The organism is Sinorhizobium arboris LMG 14919, from assembly GCF_000427465.1.
In the GTDB taxonomy this organism is placed as follows: Bacteria; Pseudomonadota; Alphaproteobacteria; order Rhizobiales; family Rhizobiaceae; genus Sinorhizobium; species Sinorhizobium arboris.
In genome coordinates, this window is the sequence record NZ_ATYB01000014.1 from 1,774,865 (window position 1) to 1,795,814 (window position 20,950).

The window sequence follows — 20,950 nt, forward strand, 5'->3', positions numbered from 1 at the left end:
CATGTAACCCATAAATTTTTACGGAACATTTTCCTCCCGATACGAATTTAAGTTGTCACTAATTTAGGGAGGAAACAATGAAGACCCTGAATGTCTTTCTCACGAGCACCGGCCTCGCTCTCATCTCGGTCGGTTTTTTCGCATCCGCAACTGTTCCCGCGCGCGCCCAGGCCACTACGGGTCCAATACTCATGGCCGAACAGTGCACCCCTCTGACGGACGCGAATTATGAAGCCTGCTGCATGGCTCAGAACAGAGCTGAACTCCTCACAGCCGGGCAAATAGAGCAGTGTCCGCCCCTCTCCACGGCGGCCATTGGCAACGCCTTTTCCACGACGTCTACCGACGGACCCGGGAACGGGGATGGCAATAACGGTGGCGGCGGTAACGGCGGTGGCGGCGGTGGCGGCGGCAACGGCGGCGGCGGTAATGGCGGCGGCGGTAATGGCGGCGGCGGTAACGGCGGCGGCAACGGCGGCAACGGCGGCGGCGGCGGTGGCGGCGGTGGCGGCGGTAACGGCGGCGATCCCGGCGGCGGCGGTGGCCAAGATCCCGGCAAGGGCAACCAAGACCCTGGCAAGGGTAACCAAGACACCGGCAAGGGTAACCAAGACACCGGCAAGGGTAACCAAGATACCGGCAAGGGTAATCAAGATACCGGCAAGGGTAATCAAGACACCGGCAAGGGTAATCAAGATACCGGCAAAGGTAATCAAGATACCCAGTAAAGGCAGCCAAGATCGCGGCCTCAAAGGCAACCAGGACAGCGATCACAGCGATGCGGGCAGGTCAGGCGACTGAAGGATTGGTTGCAGGAACGCTCGACAACGCCGACGGCAAATGAGACCCCGCACGCCGCGTCCGGCCCGTAGCAGCCGGCACGGCGTGCCCCTACCGGTACGCGCGGCAACGCTCGACTCCCCGACGAGCATTTAAACGCTTTGAACGACGCACTCGCGTGCGGAAATGCGTTACGACCCTGACCTATTCCGCCGCGCGCGCCTTCGCCTCCACTGCCTCCAGTTCATAGGAATAACCCTCGAGCATCGTGTAGGCTTGCTCGATCGCTTCGATCTGCCCTTCGGCATTCTTGATCGCCTCTGCGATCGACTGGCTGCGGGCGCGCAGCATGGAGCCGAGCACGTCCGTCTCCGGCCGCCGGCCGAGGCGGTCGAGATGTTTGCGCACGCGGGAGCGGTGACGCTCCAGTTCCAGGATGTGGAACCGATTCTTGACGATGTCGTCGGAGAGCTTGCGCCGCATCGCCGCGACCGGATCGAAACTCCCGGGCTCACGCTCGTCGAGGATGAAATCGTTGACAAGCGTCTCGAGCATCATCAGGCCCTTCAAGTCTTTCGGATCGGCAAGCTGCGGATCGTAGCCGGTATCGTCATAGACTTTGCGGCGCACCGGGTCCTTCAGGAGATCGTAGGCCGCCTGCAGCTTGCCGAACTGCTCAGCGTCACCACCGCGGTCCGGATGTGCAGTCTTCACCGCCCGGCGATAGGCTGTCCGGATCGCCCGTTCGTCGGCGTCGCGGTCAATTCCAAGAAGGGCATAGGGATCGATCACGCCGGCCACCTGCTCATCGTCATATTCGTCTCCAATATAGACCTACCGGTTCACCGCGGCAGCAGCAAGCCCGTGAGGCTCGCAGGGAGAACGCACGCTCAGCTCAGAGCCGCGACGAAAATATGGTCGAAACGAGGCAATCCACGATATTTGCCTTGCGGCACGTGCCGCCGGGAAATCACGCAGGTCTTTCTGCGCAGGGCATTGCAGCCGGCGCGAGATCGCAAGAACTCCCCGCTTGCCTTTTTCCCCGAATACTGCCACTCCTATCTCTGTTCGGGCGTTTTCAATCCCGGAGACTGGACTTTCGCTTTGAGCCCGGCTTGACGCCGGGACAGCCGCAAGCGGCATCGTAGACGTCTTTTCCCCGATATCGTGACCACTCGACGCCTCTCAGCGCATTTCGCTGAAGACGATACGTTCGCTTCCTCCCGGGGGCGCGGACACACTACCTAAAGCAACCGATGCGTGCTAATGAAGCGCAGGGTTGCGGCAAAGACAGACTGAAGGAAAAGGACTTCTTCCATGGCCACCAAAGGCATCGTCAAATTCTTCAACCAGGACAAGGGTTTTGGTTTCATCACGCCGGAAGGCGGTTCGAAGGACGTTTTCGTCCATATCACCGCTGTTCAGGCCGCAGGCCTCACTACGCTGAACGATGGCCAGGAGGTCAGCTTCGACACGGAGCCGGATCGCATGGGCAAGGGCCCGAAGGCTGTCAACCTCCAGGCCCTCTAAGCCTGGCGTTCGACAGAGTTTGAAGAACGGCGCTTCGCAGGAGGCGCCGTTTTTCTTTGGACAGCTGCCCGTCATCCACCTGCCGGAACCTGCTTCCCGTAAAGGGCGGTAGGTCGCGGCGCGGGATGAGGGACCGCCCCGAATCGAAAATAACCGGCGCTGCCGCAGGGCCCCCGTCCCGGCGCCCTACTCTGCCGCCTGCCTTGCCGTCACGGCTTCGAACACGGCCTCGAACGCCTCATGGATGACCTGCGGCCCGGCTTCCTTGCGTGCGGGCGCCGTGGAGAGAATCTGGCGGTAGCGCCGTGCGCCTGGCCAGCCTTGAAAAAGCCCGACCATATGGCGGGTGACGTGAATCAGCCGGCCGCCATTGTCGAGATGCGCGGCAGCATAGTCCGCCATGACGTCCCGGATACCGGACCAGAATTCGAGCGACAGATTATGGTTGCGATCGGAAAAGTCGTCCGGATCGATCGGCACGGGCCCGGCACCCGTCAGCGGATGACCGAAATAGCCGTCGGCAGCCGTCAGCAGTCCGCTGTCGTGATAGGCCGCGCGGCCGAGCATAATGCCGTCGAGAGGAGCGCCGTCCACAGCCTTCGGCGCGGACTTCATGTCTCTCCCAGCAGGCAGCGACCGCGGATCGAGATGGGCGAGCGCTTGGTCCAGCCCTTGAAGACCACCATTGAGACCGATAAAAAGATTCGCGTTTTCCGCCTTGAGCCGGTGCACGAGGCCGTAATCGAGCGGGGGAATTTCGCGGTTCTCTCTTGGGCTAAGGCCCTGCAGCCACGCCTTACGCGCATGCACCCAGACGGCATCCGTTCCCGCATCCTTGACACCCTGGACAAGGTCGCGAAGCGCCACTTCCGGATCCTGATCGTCGACGCCGATGCGACATTTGACCGTAACAGGAATCTTGACTGCCGCTTTCATTGCCGCGATGCAGTCGGCGACCCGCACCGGTTCCTGCATCAGACACGCGCCGAAGGTGCCGGATTGCACCCGGTCGGACGGGCAGCCGACATTCATGTTGATTTCGTCGTAGCCGAAGCTTTCGGCAATACGCGCGGCCTGCGCCATCTTCGCCGGATCGTTGCCGCCGAGCTGCAGGGCGACCGGATTTTCCGAAGCGTCGTGGCCGAGCAGCTTTTCCCGGTCGCCGCGCAGGATAGCATCCGCAACGATCATCTCGGTGTAGAGCAGAGCGTGCCGCGAAAGCAGGCGTGCGAAGAACCGATAATGACGATCGGTCCAGTCGAGCATAGGCGCCACGGCGAAGACGGGCGCTTTGAAATAGTTCTCTTTTTCGGCCGCTTGCAATGGTGTCTTCTCCGTCTCGTTCACGCTCATTTTGTGCCAGATCCGCCGATTGCCGGTGCTGTCGCCCTCGATCCGACCTTAGCAAAAGCGATCGAGCGATACACCAGAGGAATCGATCGGGGGAGATGGGCCGAACAAAGGGCAGGTGTTGACCCCGAAAGGGGGCGAGCCCGCTATCCCGCAAGCGGCCAGCCAGATAGCGGGACGGCCGCTCGACCTCCGGTCAAGGCTCTTGCTTCCGCAACTCGCCCACGACATCCAGAAAGGCTCGCAGCGCCGGCGGCACGGCGCGATGTCCAGGGTAATAGGCTGCAACGCCTTCCGGAGCGGGCATCCATGCGGCGAGGACTCTGCGCAGCCGGCCATCGGACAGGGCTGCTTCGGCGGCCCAATCGGCCACATAGGCGACGCCCAGACCCTCTGTCGCCGCGTCCACCATCAACTCCTCGTCGTCGAGAATGACGGAGCCGTTAGAGTCGATGACGATCTCCTGAGCGGCGCGCTCGAACTCCCATCGATAGAGTTTGCCGCTGGGCATGCGGTGGCCGATCAAACGATGGCGCTGAAGTTCCTCAGGGGTACCAGGCTCGCCGAACTGATCGAGATAAGCGGGCGACGCGACACAGATGAATGTCAAGGGACGTGCAAACCGTACTGCGATCATGTCCTTGGGAACAGATCCCAGGAGGCGTATGCCGGCATCGAACCCGGTTGAGACGATATCGATGAGCCGTCCCTCGACGACGATGTCCACCGTCACCTCCGGATAGAGTTTCGCCATTTTCGGGAGAACCCTGCGGACCAGAAGCCCGGCCAATAGCCGTGGCGTATTGATGCGAACCGTTCCCGCGACCTGCCCCCGGAACCCAGCGATACTGTCGAGCGCCTCATCCAATGAGGCGAGCGCCGGCTGAAGCCGGTCGAGCAACTGGAAACCAGCTTCCGTCGGCGAGACGCTGCGTGTGGTGCGGTTCAGGAGACGCACGCCCATGCGCTCCTCCAGCCCCCGTATGGAATGGCTCAAGGTGGAAGGCGCCATGCCGATCTCATCAGACGCCCGGCGGAAGCTGCGGTGCGTGGCGACGGCCATGAAGGCAGCGAGATCGTTGAGCGACGGGCGGGGCATTGATGGGGATTTTGCATCAGCTCATGCCGATTTCAAGGGCTAATGTTCGTAATGCGGCCGCCCTATCTCCTGCCTGCCATCAACTCGGAGATATGGAAATGGAGAAGACCTGGCTCATAGCAGGTGTATCGTCCGGCCTGGGCCGGCTACTGGTGGAGAAGGCGCTCGCCCGAGGGGACCGCGTCGTCGGCGCCAGCCGCAGCGAAGACGCGCTTGCCGACCTGCGTTCACGCTATCCTCAACGGCTCGACATCGTCGCGATGGACCTCAAGGATCAGCGCTCGGTCCGCGCCGGAGTCGACCGCGCCTTCGCGGCGTCAGCTCACATCGACATCCTCGTCAGCAACGCGGGATATGGCCTGCTCGGCGCCGCCGAAGAAGCCAGCGACGTTCAGGTGCGGGATATCATTGACACCAACCTCGTCGGCTCGATCACACTCATCCGGGCAGCATTGCCGCATCTGCGCGACCAGGGTGGCGGCCGGATTCTGCAGGTGTCGAGCGAGGGGGGCCAGATCGCCTACCCGGCTTTCAGCCTCTATCACGCGAGCAAGTGGGGAATCGAGGGCTTCGTCGAGTCCGTAGCGCAGGAAACGGCTCCCTTCGGCATCGAGTTCACACTGATAGAACCGGGACCGGCGCGAACCGCCTTCGGCGGCAATCTTGTGCGGACCGAGCCGCTCGCGATCTATGACGGAACCCCTGCCGATCGGATTCGCGAGGCCACCCGCGGCTCCTGGATCATCAAGGGCGATCCCGACCGCATGACGGACGCTATGATCAGGCTTGCCGATCAGGCGGGACCACTTCCGAAGCGGCTGGTGCTAGGTGCCGACGCCTATGCCGGAATCCGGAAGGCACTGGGTGGGCGCATCGACGAGCTCGACGGACAGAAGGATCTCGCGGTCGCCGCGGATTTCACGGGCGGGGAGTTGGCGCGGCTGTGATCCGCGCGCCGCTTGTCACGACGGAGCGGCGCCGCCGCGCCATTCAGCCTCTTTGCCCAAGATGGGGTGTCCCCGAGAGTCTAGCCACTGCCGGTCTTTCCTCAACCAGCACAGAAAGAAAAATAAGATGCCTAAACGTGAAGCCGTCTATCCGGCCAACCGCCACGCCTTGTACGATGTCCACCGATATTCAGCAGCCATTCGCTCCGGCGATCTTCTCTTCGTATCGGGTCAGGTCGGCAGCCGTGAAGACGGCTCGCCCGAGCAGACTTTCGAAGGTCAGGTTCGGCGAGCCTTCGCCAATCTGCGCGCGGTCCTGGCGGCCGCCGGCTGCAGCCTTGACGACGTCGTCGACGTCACCACCTTTCACACCGACCCGGTCGAGCAGCTCGAGACAGTGATGGCTGTCCGGGCTGAAGAGATCGGCGGACCTCCCTATCCGAACTGGACGGCGGTGGGCGTCAGTTGGCTCGCGGGATTCGACTTCGAGATCAAGGTGATCGCCCGCATTCCCTGAGGATCGGCGGCGAACTGGCAGACAGGCGCTGATGCCCCTGGAGCGATATCGCCCGTAACCGCTTGATTAAGCCTCCAAGATGCCGATACGAGGCCTTCATTGCTCAACCGGCTCCACCTGGCGGCATGGCCCTGATGAAGTCGATGAAGGCCCGCAGGGGCGCCGGCACCAGCCGGCGCCCGGGATAGTAAAGGAAAGGGCCGGCAAAGCTCAGCCACCACGGCTCCAGCACGGGCTCCAGCGCTCCGCTTTCGAAGTGCGGACGCAGCCAGTCCTCGAAGATCGAGACGATGCCGGTTCCGGCAATCGCCGCTGCGATCCCGAGATCCGAGCCACCGCCTGCCTGCACCACGAGGGACGTGGGCGGGTCGATCGTCACCGCCTCGCCGTCGCGTTCGAACTCCCAGGGACTGACTGGCCGGCCCGCGAAACGGCCGCGGATGCAGCTGTGAGAAAGCAGGTCGCGCGGATGCTGCGGCCGGCCATGCGCGTCGAGATAGGCCGGTGAGGCACCGCTCGCATAGCGCTGGACGCGCGGCCCGATCGGCACGGCGATCATGTCCTGCTGCAGCCGCTCGTCGTAGCGGATCCCGGCATCGCAGCCCGCGGCGATGACGTCGACAAAACTCTCGTCGGTCATGATTTCCAGCCGGATGTCGGGATAGGCGGCGAGGAAGGCCGGCACGATGTCCGGCAGTACAAGCCGTGCGGCGCTCACCGGCACGTTGAGTTTCAGGACGCCGGCGGGGCGGTCGCGAAAGCCGCGGGCGAAATCGATCGCGGCATTGATCTCGCCGAATGCCGGTCCGAGCCGCTCCATCAGCCCGCGGCCAGCCTCGGTCGGCACCACGCTGCGCGTGGTGCGGTTGAAAAGCCTGACGCCGAGTTCCGCCTCGAGGCGCCGCACGGCGTCACTCAGCGCCGACGCGCTGATATCGCTCGCCCGAGCCGCCTCCCGGAACCCGCCGGCCCGGGCCACCTTCATGAAAGCGCCCACATCCGCCATGTCGGGCCTGTCCCGTTTCATATACCCGCTCCACCAATTGTACGGCGTGCCGTACAGGCCGTTCGGATGCTAGCTGATTGTCCTGCCAATGGAACAGGCTTAATCCCGTTTTCGTGGCTCAAAACGGAGATCAGCGCATGTCCAGTGTTGTAGAATCAGGAACTTTCATGCTCGGCGACCGGGCGGTGAACCGGCTCGGCTATGGCGCGATGCAGCTCGCCGGCCCGGGCGTTTTCGGTCCGCCGCGGGATCGCGCGGAAGCGGTCGCCGTCCTGCGCGAAGCCGTTGAGAGCGGCGTCAACCACATCGACACCAGCGACTTCTATGGCCCGCACGTGACGAACGAGATCATACGGGAGGCGCTCCGCCCCTACCGCGGCGATCTCGTCATCGTCACCAAGGTGGGCGCCAGGCGCGGCGCGGATGCCTCATGGATACCGGCTTTCACGAAGGAAGAACTGACGCAGGCCGTGCATGATAATCTGCGGAATCTCGGACTCGACGTCATCGAGGTCGTGAACCTGCGCGCCATGTTCAGCGTGCACGGCCCGGCCGAGGGTTCGATCGAGGAGCCGCTCACGGTGCTGGCCGATCTCAAGCGGCAGGGGCTGATCCGGCATATCGGCCTTTCGAACGTGACCGCGAGGCAGGTCGAGGACGGCCGCAGGATCACGGAGATCGTCTGCGTGCAGAACATGTACAATCTCGCCAACCGCGCCGACGACGCCATGATCGACCGGCTCGCCGCCGACGGCACCGCCTATGTGCCCTTTTTCCCGCTCGGCGGCTTTTCGCCCCTGCAGTCCTCGACGCTGTCCGACGTGGCTGCCCGGCTCGGCGCAACGCCGATGCAGGTGGCGCTCGCCTGGTTGCTGAAACGCGCACCAAACATCCTGCTGATCCCCGGCACCTCCTCGCGCGTGCATCTGAGGGAGAACCTCGCCGCCGCCGAAGTCGATCTCCCGGAAGAAGCAATAGCCGAACTCGACGGAATGGTACCCGCCTGAAGGTGACCGCGAATGGACCCGGGGCGCGGCGGTCGACGGACATGCCCGTTTCATCCGGCCACTCGACAGGAGGATGGCATGACGCAGGAAGAAACCGGGACGAGATTGCAAGCCTTGGCGGAAGGCTTCCGGGCTGGTTGTTGCCATGAGCTTTCGCAGTCTAGAGGCGGCGCGGGAGGTCCGCGCCGCCTCTCGATGAGCTTCGGAATCAACTGCTTTCCTTCGCACGGTAATCGTCGGGAACGATGAAGACCTCGTCGGCACGGCAGTATCCGCCATCCTTCACTTCCTCGATCAGCACCATTGTGTGCGGCCTTGCCGCTTCGGAGAAATACTCCACGAGCATGTCGGTCGTGCGGTGCATGATTTCTTCCTTCTGGGCGCGGCTGAGCGCACCTTCCGGCGTCTTGATGTTCACGAATGGCATGGGATTCTCCCTTCCTGAGGTCTGCTTCAGATCATGCCGCCATTGGCGCGGAGCACCTGACCGTTCACCCAGCCGCCTTCGGGGCCGGCAAGGAAGGAAACGACCGAGGCAATGTCGTCCGGCTGACCCAGACGCCCCAGCGGAATCGTGCCGACAATCCTCTGGACCAGTTCGTCGGATTTGCCAGTCATGAAAAGCTCGGTCTCGACCGGGCCGGGCGCGACAGCATTGACCGTGATACCCCGGCGACCGAGTTCCTTCGAGGCAACGTGGGTCATCGCCTCGACGGCCGCCTTGCTGGCAGCATAGGCTCCATAGGTCGGCCCATAGGCGCCGACGACGCTGGACGAGAAGTTGATGATGCGGCCACCGTCACGGAGCCGGCTGGCTGCTTCGCGCATGGCCCGGAACGTGCCGGTGAGATTGATCGCTATCTGCTGCTCGAAGCTGGCGTCGTCGGTATCGGCAAGCGGCGCCAGCTTCAGGATGCCCGCATTGTTGACGAGGATGTCGGCGCCGCCGAAGCCCTCTTCGGCAGCATTGAACATGTCAGCAGCGGCGGTCGGGCTGCTTATGTCAGCTTGCACCGCGACCGCCTTGCCGCCGCCCGCCTCGATCTCCGCAACCACGGCGGCCGCAGCTTCACTGCTGCTTGAATAATTCACCACGACGGCGATGCCGTCCTTTGCGAGCCGTAGCGCGATGGCCCGGCCGATGCCCTTGGATGCTCCGGTGACGATCCCGGCGCGTTGTCCTTTGATGGTCATGTCATACTCTCCTGTTTGACGAACAGGAGATATTCCCGGCACCGCTTCAGAACAATTGGGCAAAGATTGACATGAGAATTCGGCTGTGGTGAACAAAGCTATGGACCGGCTTGACCGCATGCAGCTCTTCATCCGGATTGTCGAGCGGCGCAGCTTCGCTGCTGCGGCGTCCGACCTCGGCCTTGCCCGATCCACCGCCACGGAAGCGATCAAGCAGCTGGAAGACGATCTCGGCGCACGGCTTCTCGAGCGAACGACCCGGCATGTGGCGCCGACGCTGGACGGCGCGGCCTTCTACCGGCGCTGCATTGCGATCCTCGCCGAGGTGGACGAGGCGGAAAACGCCTTCCGCGACATGCAGCCCCGCGGCCTGCTGCGCGTCGATGCGCATCCCCTGCTGACACGCACGTTCCTGCTGCCGCGCCTCAACGAATTCCTCGATCGCTATCCACTGCTGGACCTGCAGATCGGTCAGGGCGACCGGCTGGTGGATCTCGTCCGGGAGGGTATCGACTGCGTCATCCGCGCCGGAGAGATTGCGGATAGCGGCTTGATCATGCGCCGCCTCGGGATGATCACTGAAATCACCTGCGCCAGCCCGGCCTACATAGAAAGGCGCGGAAGACCCCGCTCCCCCGATGCGATGGATGGGCACCGCGCCGTCGGGTTCATCTCCTCCCGCACCGGACAGGTCATGCCGCTCGAATTCACGATCGGGAGCAATGTCCGCTACGTGGCGTTGCCGTGCCGGCTGACCGTCAACGACTCGGACACGATGACCGATCTCGCCCGCCGCGGCTTCGGTCTGATTCAGGCGCCGCGCTACCGCCTGCAGCGAGACCTGGACGAAGGAACCCTGGTCGAGGTCCTTGCCGAGTTTCCTCCCCCGCCGACACAACTTTCGGCGCTTTACCCCCAGAACCGCCAGCTCTCGCCGCGGGTGCGCGTCTTTATCGACTGGGTCGTCAAACTGTTTTCCGAAGCCGACCTGTGACCCGTCGGCGAAAGCCCCCTTCCGATGGAAAGAGCCGATCCGCCGGCGCGCTCCCGTAGCAGTTCTATGCTTGAGAATGCTTCAGTTCGCGGTCATCTCGATCTGCGTTTCCCTCGCCACGTTCGTACCCGACGGCGCAAATGGAACGCCATTCGGATTCCGGCGATATTGCCGCGGCGAGCAACCCATGACCCGTTTGAAGGCCGCGCTGAACGAACTCTCGGATTCGTAGCCGAGCGAAAAGGAGATCGTCGAAACCGAATCGCCCGAGTTCTCGAGTCTCTCCGCCGCCAGCGTCATGCGCCAGCGGGTCAGATAGTCCATCGGCGTCTCTCCCACCGTCGCCTTGAATTTCATTGCAAAGGCCGATCGCGACATGGCGGCGCGTTCGGCCAGGTCCTGCAACGTCCAGCGATAGGCGGGCTCGGCATGCATCGCGGTGATCGCGGCGCACATCTGTCTGTCCGCGAGCGCCGAGAACCACCCCACCTGATTTCCCACTCCATCCGCAAGGTGCAGCCGCAGCGCCTGAAGCAGCATCATATGGGCGAGGTGCTGGGCGACGAGGAAACCGCCGGGCTGAGGCTCTCGCAGTTCCGCCATCATCCGCTCCACGGACCAGCGCAGCGCCGCCTGATCCGACTCCTTCCTGATGTGGACGATGGGCGGGAGCGTTCGCAGCAGGGCGCGGGCGTGCTGCCCGCTCACCGTGAACCGGCTGCCGACGAGAAAGAAGTCGCCGCCGCCATTCACCGTGACCACGCCCCCCGCCCGCGCCGGCGGGAATATGCTGACGGCATCGACCGGCGTCAGGGCCATGTCGCTTCCGAGCCGAAACGGCCTGCCGCTCGGCAGCACGAAGCACTCTCCGGCCTCCAGGCGAACGGGATCGGCGACATTGTCGACCGACAGCCAGCACCGGCCGGACACGACCGCATAACACTTGATGCGCTCATGAAGGTCGGAGAACTGGATCAGCCAGTCCCCGCCGGCATCGAAGCCGGACGAGACGTGGCTGCGCGGTTTGAGCAAAGAAAGCACGTCTGAAAGAGGATCCATCGAAGCCATCCTGGACGACCGGAGAGATATTCTGGATTTCGAAGCATAGCTCGTATTCCAGCGGCTGCTTATCGTGGTCGCAAAGCAATGAGGCAATCAAATGATCTGCGGCAGACTTCATGATCCGTCGGCATATGGGAGCCCCACCCTGGCAGACAAGTGCGGGCGCTGCCGTCCGCAGGCGTCAACGGGGACAGGCAGTCGCCCGACACTTTCCTCCCCCAGCCGGCACGAGAACGACCGTCAGCGTCCCTGACGCTGCGCAACGGGCGGCGATCATCGGCTGCCTCGACCACCAGCCTTCAAACCAAGGAGACGCCGGCATGACAGCCTTTACGATCAACGGGCGTGCGGTGGATGTCGCCGCCGAATCCGACACTCCTCTTCTCTGGGTGATCCGTGAGCATCTCAAGCTCACCGGCACCAAGTTCGGCTGCGGCATCGCGCAATGCGGCGCGTGCACCGTTCACATGGATGGCCAGCCTGTGCGTTCCTGCCAGACTTTTCTGGAAGATGTTGCCGGCCGGGAGATAACTACCATCGAAGGCCTCTCGCCCGACGCCAGCCACCCGCTGCAGAAGGCCTGGATCACCGAGCAGGTGCCGCAATGCGGCTATTGTCAGTCCGGCCAGATCATGCAGGCGGCGGCGCTCCTCAGGAGCAATCCCAAGCCGACGCGGCAGGAGATCGTCGAGCACATGGACGGTAATCTCTGCCGCTGCGGAACTTATGTGCGGATCATCAGCGCCATCGAGCGCGCCGCCCGGGAGGCCTGAACCGTGACCATACGTCTGCGACCTGGTGACGCCGCGCTCTCGCGGCGGAATTTCCTGATCACTTTCGGCGGGGTTGGCCTGACGGTCGCCTTCGCCGGACTGCCCGGCGCCGCCTTCAGCGCCACCGTCGCGCCTGCTGGCGCAGGTGACTACAGGCCGAACGCATGGGTGTTCCTCGATGCGGATGGTGCCATCAGCATCGTCTCGCCGGCTTCGGAGATGGGGCAAGGCATCATGACGACCCTGCCGCTGATCATCGCCGAAGAGATGGACGCCGACTGGGACAAGGTCCGCGTCGTCCAATCGCCTTCCGATGCGGAGAAATATGGCAATCCAGGCTTTTACGGGGTCCAGCTCACCGGCGGCAGCGAGTCCACCCGGGGCTACTACAAAATGCTGCGCCTCGTCGGCGCCCAAACCCGCATGGTGATTCTGGCGACTGCGGCCGATATGCTGCGCGTGCCCGTGGGGGAGCTCACGACCGACCTCGGCAAGGTCGAGCATAAGTCCTCCGGCCGCCGACTCGACTACGGCGAGGTGGCGGCGGCGGGCTATCTTCCCGACCCTTTGCCGCAGGCGACGGAAGCCGATCTCAAGTCGCCGGACAAATGGCGCTACATCGGACGTCGGGACATTCCACGCGTGGACGTGCCGTCAAAGGTCAACGGAACCGCGATCTACGGCATCGACGTGCAGCGTCCCGGCATGCTCTACGGCGCGGTGCTACGGGCGCCGGTTCAGGGCGAGCGGCCGAAATCCATAGAAGACGCCGAAGCCAGGGCCGCGCGTGGCGTCCTGCACATCGTCCCGCTTTCCTATGGCGTCGGCATCATCGGCGAGACGGTCGAGGCGACGCTGCGGGCCAAGGAACTGCTCCAGGTTACATGGAGCACCTCGTCCCGGGTGCGCAACTACACCAGCGATCGCCTGCTCGAGGAATATCGCGCCGCCGCGCGCGATCTCGGCCAGGCAGGGGTAGCCGCCCACTCGGAAGGCGATGCCGCCGACGCCATCGCCGGCGCAGCGAAAGTCATCGAAGCCGACTATATGAGCGACCACGTCGCCCACGCCGCCATGGAGCCGATGAATGCCACGGCGCTCGTGCACGGCGACACAATCGAGCTCTGGGCGCCGACGCAAGGTCCCACAGGCACTCAGGCATTTGCAGCCGAGGTGCTCGGAACCACGCCCGACAAGGTCAAGGTGAACACCACGCTGCTCGGCGGCGGCTTTGGCCGGAAGGCCGAGGCCGACTTCATCATCGACGCGGTGTCCCTGGCCAAGGTCGTGGAAGGTCGCCCGGTGAAGGTGATCTGGAGCCGCGAGGACGACATCCGGCACGACAAGTTCCGGCCCCTCGAAGCACAGCACATACAGGTCGGGCTCGACGCAGAAGGGAACATCGTCGGCTGGCGACACCGTATCGCGGCTGATTCCATCTTCGCCAGGACCATGCCCGATTTGTTCAAGGAGCAGCATGGTCACGACGACGTTGTGACGGAGGGTGCCCGCTTCAACTACGCGGTGCCGGCGCACCGTATCGACTATATCCGCCAGGACAACGGCCTCGACGTCGGCTTCTGGTTCGCCGTCGGGGTCGGATATACGCGGTTTGCCACCGAGTGCATGATTGATGAGGTCGCGGCGGCAAAAGGGGCCGATCCGCTGCAGATTCGGCTGGATCTGCTGCCGGATCAACCGCGGGGGCGGAAGGTCATCGAGACCGTTGCGCGGATGGCCGAATGGGAGCGTCAGCGCGACGGCCGTGCGCTGGGCCTTGCCTATTCCGATGCCTTCGGCACCCATTGCGCCCAGATTGCCGAAGTGTCGCTCGATCGCAAGACCGGCGCGATCCGCGTGCACAAGGTCTGGTGCGCGGTGGATCCGGGCGTGGCGATCCAGCCGGTCCACATCGAAGCCATGATGATCGTGGGCATCACGAACGGAACCAGCCAGGCCCTGCTCGAGCGGATCGACATCGACAATGGCGAAGTACAGGAAGCAAACTTCGACACATACCGGGTGATACGTATCTCGGAGGCTCCTGACATCGAAGTGTCGGTGGTTCCCACGCCCGGCAGTCCGATCGGAGGCATGGGCCAGGTCGGCCTGCCGCCCATCGGCCCGGCGATAGCCAATGCCGTGGCGCGGCTGACCGGCGGCGTGCGGCTCCGCCATTTCCCGTTCCTCCCGGAACGCGTGAAGGCGGCGCTCGAAGCCTGAGCCGCGATGCAGGGGAGAGGCCGGTATGCGATATCCTGTCGATTGGCGCGGTGCTGTTTGCGGTCATACGAATGTTGCTGGGGTTGCCGTGGAAGACGCTTGTTCCCCGTCCGACATGCCGTGCCCACGCCATTCGGCGGCATGGCGGTACTGTCGATCCTCGCCTTCCCGGATAACCGCACAGGATCGGAGACTTTGAGCAAAATCACAGGTACAATCACCGAGTGAAAGCGCGATTACGAATATAACCAGCAGAAGAGATAGATCGGAATCAGTTTATTGGATGTATTTTTCCCATGCATTTAATACTGCTGATTGTATCTTATGGCAAAAATCGGGCAGACATCGGCACCAGCACTCGGATATTCTGTTGCAGATCAGTCGTTTATAATATTCTTGCCTAAGCCGGCACCTTCTGTGCCATGCTGCGCCGCGCTGGAGGCTGAGGTTCGAAACATGTCCGAAACTTCAGGGAAGGAAGCTGGACAATGCGTAGAACAGGAAAAACTCTCATCGGCTCATTGCTTGGTCTCGCCTATGTCGTTGCCACGCCATTTGCCTCACTAGCGGCGTTCGATGACGGCCTGCGTCAGAGTACCGCGTTTGCCGGTCATCAAGGCGATGTCCTTATCGTTGCCGACTCCGGCAGCGTGCCGGGCGGAGGTCAGGATGGCGGCTCCGGTGGGGGCCAGGATAGCGGCTCCGGTGGCGGCCAGGACAGCGGCTCCGGTGGCGGCCAGGATAGCGGCTCCGGCGGCGGCCAGGACAGCGGCTCCGGCGGCGGTCAGGATAGCGGCTCCGGTGGCGGCCAGGATAGCGGCTCCGGCGGCGGCCAGGATAGCGGCTCCGGCGGCGGCCAGGACAGCGGCTCCGGCGGCGGTCAGGATAGCGGCTCCGGCGGCGGTCAGGATAGCGGCTCCGGCGGCGGTCAGGACAGCGGCTCCGGCGGCGGTCAGGACAGCGGCTCCGGCGGCGGCCAGGACGGCGGCTCCGGCGGCGGCCAGGACGGCGGCTCCGGCGGCAGCCAGGACAGCGGCTCCGGCGGCGGCGAAACCCCGACCACCACTCAGAGCAACTGACGCGCGACAGCGTCAATAATCGATGGCGATTAGCGCCGCACCCTCCAAAGCCGCCGCGCTGTTCCCGCAGCGCGGCGGCTACGCAATCGCGAAGGCCAGCTGAAGCTCATTGAAAGCCCGCCTGGCGGAACCACTCCTGGATGCCGGCCAGAACCTCCGCCTTGGCCCCTTCGAATGTTGGCGCATAACGGAAAGCTGTTTCGCCGGTGCCGTTGCATTGGGAAATCCGCCAGGCCCAATCGCTCATTGCGTGACGCTTCATGACAAAAGCGACTTCATGTCTGCCAAGCATCGCGCAGAAAGTCCCGTTTTGCAGTGGCAGCCAAGTCAAGCGAATCTCGTCAATCGTCACCATTCCAGCCCTCCAAAGCACGAAAAAGATATAGAATGAGCACCAAAGGCGTGAAACCCCGCCATTTGAGGGGATATACCGCTATGCGGGTGGCGAAGGAAACGACAACCAACGGTAACCGGGCCGTTCGGCGACGGGCTGCTTGAATGCAACCGCCGCAGGCAGGAGGAGACCATATTTCAGCAAAGGTGCGGACAAACCGAAATCGCTCAGCTACATTGAGTTGTGCTTTGCCCGGTTCCTCTTTTCTTTCCAGGGAACCCGGGCTGATCCCGAGGAGTTTTCGTACATGATCTGAGGAGCGGGAAAACAGCGATCAAGGCCGTTTCGTCCCGCCAGACAGGAACCGAACAGGCCGACGATGCTTGCGATATCGTCGCGATTCAGGAGGAGAAGTATGCAGGTCTTGTGGAGCCATCCCATCGAGCTTGGAATGACCGGGGGCGACGTGCGCATGGTCAAGGGACCATCCGACGCGCTCGCGTGCCTCGCGGACCATTGGCCGTACCGCGGCCCCTACTATGTCGCCGCACGCAGCGCATGCCGCGCCGCGATCGACGGGCGCCGCACCTGCGAGGAAGCGCGCAGGCTCTTTCTTTCCGCTGCCGAGGAGGCGCGCCTTAAGGCGCATTAACACGACCCAAGGCAGAGTTGAGCGGAATGCGGGCGGAAACCGCACGCAGTTTTCCTCATGCCGCTCCAGTCGAGTTCGCAACGGTGCCGGCCTACGGCGCCGCGGCGGATGTCCGGCGTTACGACGAGTATTGATAATATAATTCTTGTGCGACGCAATATTCGCGAGCTCTACTATCCGGCTCCTTGAAAAACAGAATCCTCTCCAATATAAGCTACTACGCATATTTCAGCGAGTACGAGGACGCGGTCTCACCGGCACGGAGATCCCGTCTCCAAATGGGTCGGAAATCACCGCGAAGCCGCCTGATTTCTGTCGCGAAGCCTTCATCTGCCGGCGTTATATTCTGGTGTGTCTCAGAAAAACCAATATCGAATGCTTAAGGTCCCATAAAAGAGGGACATAAAAAAATACGGGAGAGCTATCATGAAAGAGAGTCATCTCTATCGTATCGTGGAAGTCAGCATGAAGCGCGAGAGCGGCCGCAAGGAAATCGGCATCATGACCGTACGCCAGGCCCTTGAGCTTCCCGAAGTGCCGAGCCTCGAATACAGCCATCCGGAGCTCAACTCGCGCTCCGACGGGCGCTTCCTTACACGCGACCAGCTTGAGGCCTATGCCCGTTGCGCCTGAGCGCCGCGGCACCAGAATCATTCTCGGGCACTACCTATTGCAGCAGCCGGTCCGGCTGCTAACGTCCTCTCCAGATTCGCCGCGGCGTCGCCCCAACTTGACGGGGCGGTGCTCGTGCGTCGACATCTCCGAACGAACCTCTCGGGCGAGACCGAGACCGAATGATGGAGCCGGACGATCATGCAGACAGCCCTGACACCCCCGCCCCTCGTCCTGCTGCCGATCTCAGGCAGTTCCGTCGGATTTCCGGTGCGCCGGGTCTACTGTGTCGGCCGCAACTATGCGGCCCATGCGCGCGAGATGGGTCATGACCCGGACCGTGAGCCGCCCTTCTTCTTTCAGAAGAATGCCGATAATCTGCTGCCGCCGGGCGAGAATTTCCCCTACCCGCCGCGCTCGTCGGAGGTTCATCACGAGGTCGAGCTGGTCGTCGCCATGCGCAGCGGCGGGACTGACATCCCCGTGGAGGACGCGGCCGACCACATCTTCGGTTATGGCGTCGGCATCGACTTCACGCGCCGGGACCTCCAGGCGGAAGCGAAGAAGGCCGGAAAGCCCTGGACGGCGGCCAAGGCGTTCGAGCATTCCGCTCCGGTCTCCGCCATCGTTCCCGTCACTGCGATCGGCCATCCCGCAAGCGGCAACATATGGCTCAAGGTCAATGGCGAACTGCGCCAGCAGGGCGATCTCGATCAGATGATCTGGACAGTGCCCGAAATCATCGCCGAGCTCTCCCGCCTTTTCACTCTTGCGCCGGGCGACATCATCATGACCGGAACGCCGTCCGGCGTAGGCCCCGTCACGCGCGGAGACGTCGTCGCCTGCGGCATCGATGGGATCGGGGCGATCTCCGTCAACGTACGTTGACGGAGGGGCGAAGGTCCCTTCGACGGGATCGTTTCATTGTTTAACGATCCGACGGCTTGAAACTTCGCACTTCCGGGCAGAAAACCGTTACACGCTTTTCCTCAAAGTGCTCCAAAGAACGCAGTTGCAACTCTGAAAGGACCTTTGCATGCCTCTCTACGCTCTAGGGCCGCTCAGACCGCAGACGCCGACCGAAGGCAGCTACTGGGTGGCGCCGGACGCCAACATCATCGGTCAGGTCGAGCTCGGCGAGGACGTCGGCATCTGGTTCGGCGCGACGCTGCGCGGCGACAACGAGCCGATCCGCATCGGCGCGCGCACGAATATCCAGGAGGCCGTCATCATCCATGTCGACCCCGGTCTCCCGGTTTCAATTGGCGAAGGCTGCACCATCGGTCACCGGGCGATCATCCACGGCTGCACCATCGGCGACAATTCGCTGGTCGGCATGGGAGCGACCATATTGAATGGCGCGAAGATCGGCCGCAACTGTCTCGTCGGCGCCAATGCGCTGGTGACCGAGGGAAAGGAATTTCCCGACAACTCGCTCATCGTCGGCGCTCCTGCCAAGATGGTGAGGACCCTCGACGACGCCGCAGTCGAAGGATTGAAGCGCTCGGCCGAACACTATGTGAAGAACTGGCAGCGTTACGCCGCCCAGCTCACGCTGCTGGATTGATACACCGCCTCACGCACAGCTCTTGCAGTGTCCGCGGATCTCGATCGTCGTCTTCTCCGTCTTGAACTCCTGTGCGCGCACGAGCGTGGAGAGCCTGTCCTCGATCACCTCGTCATGAAATTCGGTCACCTGGCCGCAGCCTTCGCAGATGGTGAAGGCCGTGACGCCGTGGTCATGCTCATGGTCATGCGGACAGGTGCAGGCGACGAAGGCGTTGAGACTCTCGAGCCGATGAACCAACCCGTATTCGAGCAGCTTGTCGAGAGCGCGATAGACCTGCAACGGCGCGCGAAAGCCGTGGTCGCGCAGCTTGTCGAGAATCGTGTAGGCGCTCATCGGCCCGTCCGAATGGGCAAGCGCCCCCATCACCAGTGACTGGTTCTTGGTCAGTTGGGGCGTAGCCATCAGTGATGTCCTCCATGCGACGAATGCGGGGCGCCCTCGATCCGGCGTCCGACCGGCAGCAGACTCAGCACGAAAAGGGCCAGTGCCGCAACCACGATAGACGGCCCCGAGGGCGTATCCCAGTGGAGCGAGCCGAAAAGACCGCCGGCAACGGCGACCGCGCCGATCAGCGAGGCGAAGACAGCCATGACTTCGGGCGAGGAGGCGAAGCGGCGGGCGGTTGCCGCCGGTATGATCAGCAGCGAGGTGATCAGCAGGATGCCGACGATCTTCATGGCGATCGCTATCACCAGAGCCATCAGCAGCATGAAGAAGAGCCGCGCCCTCTCGGGCCTGAGCCCCTCCGCTTCGGCCAGCTCCGGATTGACCGTCGAGGCAAGCAATGGCCGCCACAGATAGACGAGCGCGAAGATCACCAGAACGCCGCCGCCCCAGACAATGTCGATATCGGCTCTTGAAACCGCAAGGATGTCGCCGAACAGGAATCCGACAAGGTCGATCCGGACCCAGGTCATGAACGCGACGATGACGAGACCGATCGACAGTGCCGAGTGCGAGAGAATGCCGAGCAGCGCGTCCGTCGAAAGCGCGCCGCGCTTCTGCAGGAAGAGAAGCAGCAACGAGACGACGGAGGCGACGACAAAGACGCTCACCATCAGATTCAGGTCCATGAGCAGCGAGAGCGCCACCCCGAGCAGCGCCGAATGGGCCATCGTATCGCCGAAATAGGCCATGCGCCGCCAGATGACGAAGCAGCCGAGCGGCCCCGCGACCATGGCGATGCCGATTCCGGCGACGAGCGCGCGAATGAAGAAATCGTCAAGCATCGCGCTTCTCCGCCCCGTCGTAACCCTGGAGCCGCGCGTGATGGCCGCAGCCGCAGTCCGGATCGTGGTCATGGATGTTGTCGGGCTCGTCATGGTGATGATGGCCGTCGCCCGGGAAGCAGCTTTCGGTGATGCTGCCGTCGGCATGCAGCACGCGCCCGTCCGGGAGGTGCGTATGATCGTGGTGATGACTGTACACGGCAAGCGCACCGGCAGCGCGGCGTCCGAAGAGCTTGAGATATTCCGGACTCTGGCTCACCACCTGCGGCGTTCCGCGACAGCAGACATGACCATTGAGACAGACGACCGTGTCGGTTTCGGCCATGACGATGTGAAGATCGTGCGAAATGAGCAGAATACCGCAGCCGGTGCGGTTGCGGATCTGTTTGATCAGCTCGTAGAGGGCTATCTCCCCGGAAAAATCCACGCCCTGCACCGGCTCGTCCAGGACCAGCAGGTCGGGCTTTCGGGCGATCGCCCGGGCAAGCAGTGCCCGCTGGAATTCGCCACCCGACAGGTGCTGCACCTCGGCCTTCGCCATGTGCAGCATGCCCGTCGCTGCGAGCGACTCCTCGATTTCCCGACCCTTGAGCGGACCGGTCAGCGTCATCAGCCGTTCCACAGTCAACGGCAGCGTCCAGTCGACGGCAAGCTTCTGGGGCACGTAGCCGACCTTCAGCCCGGCAAGCCGCTCGACGTGTCCCTCATCGGGCTTGAGGACGCCGATCGCCGTCTTTGCCGTCGTCGATTTTCCCGATCCGTTCGGCCCTATTAAAGTGACGATTTCGCCTCGGCTGATCGAAAAATCGACGCCGCGCACGAGCCATCTGCCATTTCGGCGCACTCCGGCATTGGCAAGACTGACCAGGGGTATCGTTTCTGGCGATCGGAAGTTCAGCATTAAAAAGTTCCGGCTGATGGTTGCCACTGGCTATCGCACACGTTATAGCATAACGCAACGGATGTAATAACATAACAACGCCGTTTCAAGC

At 63.0% G+C, this 20,950-nt stretch carries 24 protein-coding genes; 13 read left to right on the forward strand and 11 right to left on the reverse strand.

The features are described 5' to 3' along the window. Positions 1-77: 77 nt before the first annotated feature. Complete coding sequence (locus SINAR_RS01000000133705; protein WP_033057519.1) at positions 78-728, forward strand: hypothetical protein; 651 nt, start codon at positions 78-80, stop codon at positions 726-728. A gap of 256 nt (positions 729-984) precedes the next feature. On the opposite strand, the gene SINAR_RS0119850 is transcribed toward SINAR_RS01000000133705, so the two are convergent. Further along, the gene (locus SINAR_RS0119850) at positions 985-1,572 is read right to left on the reverse strand and encodes a J domain-containing protein (RefSeq protein ID WP_028000684.1); all 588 of its coding nucleotides are present in this window, start codon (positions 1,570-1,572) and stop codon (positions 985-987) included. 525 nt (positions 1,573-2,097) lie between these two features. Between SINAR_RS0119850 and SINAR_RS0119855 the strand changes: the two genes are divergently transcribed. Further along, the gene (locus SINAR_RS0119855; RefSeq protein WP_003535347.1) at positions 2,098-2,310 is read left to right on the forward strand and encodes a cold-shock protein; all 213 of its coding nucleotides are present in this window, start codon (positions 2,098-2,100) and stop codon (positions 2,308-2,310) included. A gap of 186 nt (positions 2,311-2,496) precedes the next feature. On the opposite strand, the gene dusA is transcribed toward SINAR_RS0119855, so the two are convergent. Both dusA and SINAR_RS0119865 read right to left on the reverse strand, forming a co-directional pair. Then, positions 2,497-3,663, reverse strand: a complete 1,167-nt coding sequence (gene dusA, locus SINAR_RS0119860; protein ID WP_084617537.1) for a tRNA dihydrouridine(20/20a) synthase DusA — start codon at positions 3,661-3,663, stop codon at positions 2,497-2,499. 193 nt (positions 3,664-3,856) lie between these two features. Next, on the reverse strand, positions 3,857-4,759 hold the full coding sequence (locus SINAR_RS0119865; RefSeq protein ID WP_028000686.1) for a LysR family transcriptional regulator: 903 nt from the start codon (positions 4,757-4,759) through the stop codon (positions 3,857-3,859). Positions 4,760-4,857: 98 nt separating this feature from the next. Between SINAR_RS0119865 and SINAR_RS0119870 the strand changes: the two genes are divergently transcribed. After that, positions 4,858-5,706: an SDR family oxidoreductase gene (locus tag SINAR_RS0119870; protein WP_028000687.1), complete on the forward strand. Its 849-nt coding sequence runs from the start codon at positions 4,858-4,860 to the stop codon at positions 5,704-5,706. Positions 5,707-5,833: 127 nt separating this feature from the next. Then, entirely contained in the window at positions 5,834-6,223 is a 390-nt protein-coding gene (locus SINAR_RS0119875; RefSeq protein WP_028000688.1) for a RidA family protein, read from the forward strand. A gap of 103 nt (positions 6,224-6,326) precedes the next feature. Here the strand turns inward: SINAR_RS0119875 and SINAR_RS0119880 are convergent, their stop codons facing one another. After that, positions 6,327-7,250 carry a LysR family transcriptional regulator gene (locus tag SINAR_RS0119880; RefSeq protein WP_028000689.1) on the reverse strand — a complete coding sequence of 308 codons (924 nt, stop codon included), beginning with the start codon at positions 7,248-7,250 and terminating at the stop codon, positions 6,327-6,329. A gap of 116 nt (positions 7,251-7,366) precedes the next feature. On the opposite strand from SINAR_RS0119880, the gene SINAR_RS0119885 reads away from it, so the two are divergent. After that, the gene (locus SINAR_RS0119885; protein ID WP_084617540.1) at positions 7,367-8,236 is read left to right on the forward strand and encodes an aldo/keto reductase family oxidoreductase; all 870 of its coding nucleotides are present in this window, start codon (positions 7,367-7,369) and stop codon (positions 8,234-8,236) included. 208 nt (positions 8,237-8,444) lie between these two features. On the opposite strand, the gene SINAR_RS0119890 is transcribed toward SINAR_RS0119885, so the two are convergent. Beyond that, entirely contained in the window at positions 8,445-8,663 is a 219-nt protein-coding gene (locus SINAR_RS0119890; protein WP_028000691.1) for a tautomerase family protein, read from the reverse strand. A gap of 26 nt (positions 8,664-8,689) precedes the next feature. Beyond that, positions 8,690-9,430 (reverse strand): SDR family oxidoreductase, encoded by a 741-nt coding sequence (locus SINAR_RS0119895; RefSeq protein ID WP_028000692.1) that lies wholly within the window; start codon positions 9,428-9,430, stop codon positions 8,690-8,692. 100 nt (positions 9,431-9,530) lie between these two features. Between SINAR_RS0119895 and SINAR_RS0119900 the strand changes: the two genes are divergently transcribed. Beyond that, positions 9,531-10,424, forward strand: a complete 894-nt coding sequence (locus tag SINAR_RS0119900) for a LysR family transcriptional regulator (protein WP_028000693.1) — start codon at positions 9,531-9,533, stop codon at positions 10,422-10,424. An 81-nt stretch (positions 10,425-10,505) separates the two neighbouring features. Here the strand turns inward: SINAR_RS0119900 and SINAR_RS0119905 are convergent, their stop codons facing one another. Then, positions 10,506-11,483: an AraC family transcriptional regulator gene (locus SINAR_RS0119905; RefSeq protein WP_028000694.1), complete on the reverse strand. Its 978-nt coding sequence runs from the start codon at positions 11,481-11,483 to the stop codon at positions 10,506-10,508. Positions 11,484-11,806: 323 nt separating this feature from the next. Between SINAR_RS0119905 and SINAR_RS0119910 the strand changes: the two genes are divergently transcribed. The 3 genes from SINAR_RS0119910 to SINAR_RS0119920 all read left to right on the forward strand — a co-directional run bounded on the left by SINAR_RS0119910 (position 11,807) and on the right by SINAR_RS0119920 (position 15,561). Next, positions 11,807-12,259, forward strand: coding sequence for a (2Fe-2S)-binding protein (locus SINAR_RS0119910; protein WP_028000695.1), 453 nt, complete (start codon positions 11,807-11,809; stop codon positions 12,257-12,259). Positions 12,260-12,262: 3 nt separating this feature from the next. Next, complete coding sequence (locus SINAR_RS0119915; RefSeq protein WP_028000696.1) at positions 12,263-14,482, forward strand: xanthine dehydrogenase family protein molybdopterin-binding subunit; 2,220 nt, start codon at positions 12,263-12,265, stop codon at positions 14,480-14,482. 488 nt (positions 14,483-14,970) lie between these two features. Next, positions 14,971-15,561, forward strand: a complete 591-nt coding sequence (locus tag SINAR_RS0119920; RefSeq protein ID WP_028000697.1) for a hypothetical protein — start codon at positions 14,971-14,973, stop codon at positions 15,559-15,561. A gap of 106 nt (positions 15,562-15,667) precedes the next feature. Here SINAR_RS0119920 and SINAR_RS0119925 read toward each other — a convergent pair whose 3' ends face one another. After that, positions 15,668-15,916, reverse strand: a complete 249-nt coding sequence (locus SINAR_RS0119925) for a hypothetical protein (protein WP_028000698.1) — start codon at positions 15,914-15,916, stop codon at positions 15,668-15,670. A 394-nt stretch (positions 15,917-16,310) separates the two neighbouring features. On the opposite strand from SINAR_RS0119925, the gene SINAR_RS0119930 reads away from it, so the two are divergent. The 4 genes from SINAR_RS0119930 (at position 16,311) to SINAR_RS0119945 (ending at position 18,726) form a co-directional block, all read left to right on the forward strand. Then, positions 16,311-16,547 (forward strand): DUF982 domain-containing protein, encoded by a 237-nt coding sequence (locus SINAR_RS0119930; protein WP_028000699.1) that lies wholly within the window; start codon positions 16,311-16,313, stop codon positions 16,545-16,547. A 426-nt stretch (positions 16,548-16,973) separates the two neighbouring features. Next, positions 16,974-17,180 carry a hypothetical protein gene (locus SINAR_RS0119935; protein WP_028000700.1) on the forward strand — a complete coding sequence of 69 codons (207 nt, stop codon included), beginning with the start codon at positions 16,974-16,976 and terminating at the stop codon, positions 17,178-17,180. A gap of 180 nt (positions 17,181-17,360) precedes the next feature. Continuing rightward, complete coding sequence (locus SINAR_RS0119940; protein WP_028000701.1) at positions 17,361-18,047, forward strand: fumarylacetoacetate hydrolase family protein; 687 nt, start codon at positions 17,361-17,363, stop codon at positions 18,045-18,047. Positions 18,048-18,195: 148 nt separating this feature from the next. Beyond that, positions 18,196-18,726 carry a gamma carbonic anhydrase family protein gene (locus tag SINAR_RS0119945; protein WP_028000702.1) on the forward strand — a complete coding sequence of 177 codons (531 nt, stop codon included), beginning with the start codon at positions 18,196-18,198 and terminating at the stop codon, positions 18,724-18,726. A 9-nt stretch (positions 18,727-18,735) separates the two neighbouring features. Here SINAR_RS0119945 and SINAR_RS0119950 read toward each other — a convergent pair whose 3' ends face one another. The 3 genes from SINAR_RS0119950 to SINAR_RS0119960 are packed head-to-tail and all read right to left on the reverse strand — an operon-like array spanning position 18,736 to position 20,859. Then, positions 18,736-19,131 (reverse strand): Fur family transcriptional regulator, encoded by a 396-nt coding sequence (locus SINAR_RS0119950; RefSeq protein WP_028000703.1) that lies wholly within the window; start codon positions 19,129-19,131, stop codon positions 18,736-18,738. Then, positions 19,131-19,958, reverse strand: coding sequence for a zinc ABC transporter permease subunit ZnuB (znuB, locus tag SINAR_RS0119955; protein ID WP_028000704.1), 828 nt, complete (start codon positions 19,956-19,958; stop codon positions 19,131-19,133). The genes SINAR_RS0119950 and znuB overlap by 1 nt, the downstream gene beginning before the upstream one ends. Continuing rightward, on the reverse strand, positions 19,951-20,859 hold the full coding sequence (locus SINAR_RS0119960; protein WP_028000705.1) for a metal ABC transporter ATP-binding protein: 909 nt from the start codon (positions 20,857-20,859) through the stop codon (positions 19,951-19,953). The genes znuB and SINAR_RS0119960 overlap by 8 nt, the downstream gene beginning before the upstream one ends. Positions 20,860-20,950: the final 91 nt, after the last annotated feature.